We start from the raw sequence: 4,555 nt of genomic DNA, 5'->3' as shown, positions 1-4,555 counted from the left end.
TGTCGGCCCGCGATATTCTGCAGGGCACGGTCGACCCCGAACGCATCCGGAACAAACTGGTGCTGGTCGGGCTGACTGGCGCGGGCGTGACTGACATGCGCACGACCCCGTTGGGGGAACTGGTGCCGGGTATAGAAATTCAGGCGCAGGTGATTGAGACGATTTTTGAGGGACGTTTCCTGCGCCGGCCCACTTGGCTGAAATGGGCGGAAAGTGGTTTCATCATGGTATTCGGACTGCTGATCATTTGGTATGTTCCGAAGACACAATCTCGGTTTGCGGTGTTCCTAAGGGCGGTTCCTAAGGGGGCCACCACGCTGGGCGTCTTCCTGCATCTTCTGAATATTTTATTGTGCTTTCTTATTTTTATTCATTTCGGACTGCTGGTCGATGCGGCATCGATATTTATTATCTTGTCGGCGGTGATGGGGTGTTTCTTGTCACCCGCGTTGCTGCATGGGATTGACCAGAGCAGGACGGAAGCGACGCAGGGGCAATGAGGGGTGCGTGTGTTTTTTGAGATGGAGTGTGCGTAAAGTGCGGTAGGTTGGTGTCGTTGCAATTATCAAACTTGCTTAGGCTGCCGCTAATGACGACCCAAGACAATGCATTTGTCACCTACTATGACGAAAATCGCGACGTGTTCCGTTATACGTGGCTTCGCCGTTCGAACATCCAGCCGTTCCTGGATCGTGCGACGGTTGATGACCTTCCTGTGCCTCAGCCGGGTGGAATCATTGGCGACGAGGAAGCGAGAAAGTTAGGTGGATTGGCGATCCTGACGCTCGTGGGCAGGCGGCCAGATTTCCGCAACCGCTTGCAGACCTCGACGGCGACTCCGATCGACCCTGTCGTAGTCCCACCACTGCCGTCGTCGTTGCCGTCGCTGGCACTTGCAGAGCGACGCCAACGCATCGGTGGGGACGAGGACGAGCTTGTGAACCATGGCCACTTTCGTGACTGGCACCTAGACATCCTTGCCGCGACCGGGAGCGCCTTAACCATCGGCCTATCGCTCGGCGAGACACGAACGACCATAACCTTCGAGAGCACGACGCGCTGCTCCATCGATAGCTTTAACGTCGCCAACGTAGTGGACAACATAGCGGTCATCGAGGATGGAACCAACGAATACGATGACGCACTCGTGAAGCTAGACGCATGCGAACGGTTACACCGTGCTGTTCAACCCAACTTCATCATCAAGGTGACATCGGCGGTCGGTGTCAACGCGCTGGTGGAGTGCGTGGCGATCAGAGTTCAGCCGTAGACGAGGCGTTCCGTGACATCTGGCGCTCGTATGGGCTTGAAATGCGGTGATTTCGTATCTGCTTTCCATTGCGAGCGGCTCGACGGGATGATCCTGACGCATATTGGACCTGAATAGACCTTTTTCCGGGCCTTCACGGCCCAGTGGGCGTATCAACCGCGGGGACGAAATTGAAGCGCCCCCACATTACCAACACCGCAGGCGCTTGCTTCATGGCATTTGAAGCTAGGTTCGCGCCAAGCCCGGGACTGAGAGGCCACGGTGCCAGGAATGCGGTATTGATCCCCTACAACATTACGGACGTGCCTGGCCACCAGGATTTTCGTATCAATTCCACCCCTCCATTAGAACTACGATGCACTTGAACATAATCATCCTCAGACTGTGAGGGGATATCGTAACGGTTGGTGGGCTATCTAAATCGGTAGTAGGGGCCGGCTGTGATCGGTTGCCAAACACTCAACGACTATAGGATTGGTCCGAAAGTGCAGCAATATAAGTTGTGCTAGCGACTTACATTGTGTTTTTTATGGTCCTTCCAAAATTGTAGTGGGGACCAAGAACTCGCAAGAGAACCATTTTACTGAGTCGAGGTCTCAATAGTCCTCATAGACAACTGCGGACGGTCGTATGCGCATGATTTTCACATTCCTGAGTTTGTTGACATTTTCAGCGTGTGCTTGCGCTCAAATTGCCAGCAGTGTCGCGGTAACGGAATCATCTTCCACCCAGTACAAATCGCCCTTGGCACGTAACATCGATGGCGGAATGTCCGTATCTCCATCAACGTCGACACACGGGCGGTGCCTGGAACTCAGCACATCCATCAGCCAGGCCATTGCCTCCCCAGAACGTAAAAATGTGGTTGTGCAAGGTTATGGCCAGGATGGGAAACCGCGAAACGAGCTGCGAGAATACGATAAGCGGGCGACTCTTGAGGCTGAGTATCGGAAGCTTGGGTGTTGATAGATGATGGGTGTTTTCCAATAATCTTAGCTCCTGAACGAGCTCCGTCTTTACACACAGTTTCTGAAAAATGCATCTTTGACGAGTCGTATCAGTCAAACCTGATGAGCACCGCAAGATCGTCGTGTACCTAACATAGGCATTGGGTCGCGTGCATGATTCGTTTGCCTCAATGCGGTCGCCGTTGTCCACGTTACGACCTTGGCGATCAGATCAGAGTTCAGCCTTAGGCCAAGCATTCCAAACATCTAGCGGTCATCGCTCACTCTCCGCCCTCACGCATACGCAGTAGATACGTATCCATAATCCACCCATGCTTACGTCGCGCTTCAGCCCTGGCTCGCGCGATGTCATCCATGACCTCGCTCAGTTTCCCCGAGATCAGGATCTCGTCGGGCGTCCCCACATACGCCCCCCAGTAGATATCCAGATCCTCGTCGGCAAGATTGCGGTAGCTATCCTGCGAGTCGAGCATGACAACCACGCTGTCCACGTTATTCGGAAAACCCTCAGCGATCCCACGCCCATTAGTGATCTCTACCGAGCGCCCGATAAGATTAAGCGGAACCCTGTGCCGGGCCGCTAGCGCCTGGACACTGCTGATGCCCGGAATGACCTCATAGTCGAACACATGTCTTCCGCCTTTCACGATCGCCTCCACGATACGTATCGTGCTGTCGTATAGCGACGGATCACCCCAGACGAGAAACGCGCCGCATTCCCCCTCGCTCATCTCGTCTGCAATCAGGCGTTCAAATATAAGCTGCTTATCGCGGTTCAGTTCGTCTACGGTCGACCTATAGTCACCGTCGTCACGCCTAAGCTCGGGGCTCGTCGCTTCGACGATACGATAGCTATCCCCCTCGATAAACCGTTCGATGATCTCTTTACGCAAGGCAACCAGCTTCTCCTTCGCGGGGCCTTTATCCATGACGAAAAACACGTCTACCTGATTGAGCGCCTTGATTGCCTGCACGGTCATATAGTCCGGATTTCCGGCACCTATGCCAATGATTAGAATTCTCTTCACGATGCGAACTCCTGCGGACGCCGGACGCCGCACAAGATTGTGATATGAATGCGGCTCATACGACAATGAAAATATGTCGCTTGATGAATCTTAGCGCGGCTTTCAAACTGCGAGCCATTCAGTTAAGGATCCGCTATGGCCCGCACCCACATACACGGTTTTCCGCGCATCGGCGCGCATCGCGAACTCAAGTTCGCCCAGGAATCGTTCTGGCGCGGCGAGTCCGACGATGCCTATCTACGCAGCATCGCCAAGGAGCTGCGCGCCGATCACTGGGCACTGCAGCGCGCGGCGAAGCTGGATTTCGTGACGGTAGGCGATTTCGCTTACTACGACCAGATGCTGAACCTGACTGCGCTGCTGGGCGCGCTGCCCGAGCGCTTTGAGTTCGAGCCCGTGACCCTGTCGCTGGCCCAGTACTATGAACTGGCGCGCGGTAACAAGGCGCAGCCGGCGATGGAAATGACCAAGTGGTTCGACACCAATTACCACTACCTCGTGCCGGAACTGGGACCGGACACGACATTCAATGGCGGGGTCGACTGGTTCTTCGACGAGATCGACGAGGCGCTTGCACTGAACCTGCCGGTGAAACCCGTCCTGATCGGACCGATCACGTATCTGTGGCTTTCCAAGAGCCACGTGGCCGGCTTTGACCGGCTGTCGCTGCTGCCCAAGCTCGTGATCCGCTATATGCGCATTCTCGACAAGCTCAAGCAATCCGGTATCGAGTGGGTGCAGATCGACGAGCCGGCGCTGTGTCTCGACCTTGACGATGAATGGCTCGAAGCGTTCTCAGCCGTGTACGACATGCTGGGCGAGTCGGGTGTCAAAGTAATGCTGGCGACGTATTTCGACACAGCGGCCGACCATGCTCCGCGCGTCGCGAACTTGCGGGTCCACGGGGTGCATATCGACCTGGTCAGGGCACCGGAACAGCTTGACACGTGGCGTAAGGCGCTGCCGGCGGACAAGGTGCTGTCAGCAGGCGTTATCGATGGCCGGAACATCTGGCGTGCCGATCTGCGCGAAATAGCCGGATCGCTGCGTGAGCTTCATGCAGAACGCGGTGACCGCCTCTGGATCGCACCCTCGTGCTCACTACTGCACGTCCCGGTCACGCTTGCCTCAGAAAATAAGCTTAATTCCGACGTGAAGTCGTGGCTCGCATTCGCGACTGAAAAGCTCGATGAAATTGGCACCATTGCGCTCGCGCTACGCGATCCTGCGGCGGCCGAGCCCGGGCTTGCAACGGCGGATAGGGCGCTCGACGCGCGGCGCAGCTCGAG

General features: G+C 55.9%; 3 protein-coding genes and 1 pseudogene. 3 read left to right on the top strand and 1 reads right to left on the bottom strand.

The genetic code is table 11. The features are described 5' to 3' along the window. Positions 1–500: CHASE2 domain-containing protein (locus tag WCA53_RS23285; RefSeq protein ID WP_423916018.1), on the top strand; the 500-nt coding region annotated here is incomplete at its 5' end. An 89-nt stretch (positions 501–589) separates the two neighbouring features. Then, positions 590–1,270, top strand: a complete 681-nt coding sequence (locus WCA53_RS23280; protein WP_423916016.1) for a hypothetical protein — start codon at positions 590–592, stop codon at positions 1,268–1,270. Between the two features lie 1,228 nt (positions 1,271–2,498). Here the strand turns inward: WCA53_RS23280 and cobF are convergent. Next, positions 2,499–3,266 (bottom strand): precorrin-6A synthase (deacetylating), encoded by a 768-nt coding sequence (cobF, locus tag WCA53_RS23275; RefSeq protein WP_423916014.1) that lies wholly within the window; start codon positions 3,264–3,266, stop codon positions 2,499–2,501. 135 nt (positions 3,267–3,401) lie between these two features. On the opposite strand from cobF, the pseudogene WCA53_RS23270 reads away from it, so the two are divergent. Then, positions 3,402–4,555 (top strand): annotated as a pseudogene (locus tag WCA53_RS23270) (5-methyltetrahydropteroyltriglutamate--homocysteine S-methyltransferase); the annotation flags it as partial.

Origin of the sequence: Caballeronia sp. (assembly GCF_049581465.1) — a bacterium.
Taxonomy (GTDB): domain Bacteria; phylum Pseudomonadota; class Gammaproteobacteria; order Burkholderiales; family Burkholderiaceae; genus Caballeronia.
This window is presented reverse-complemented; position numbering and strand designations above follow the sequence as displayed.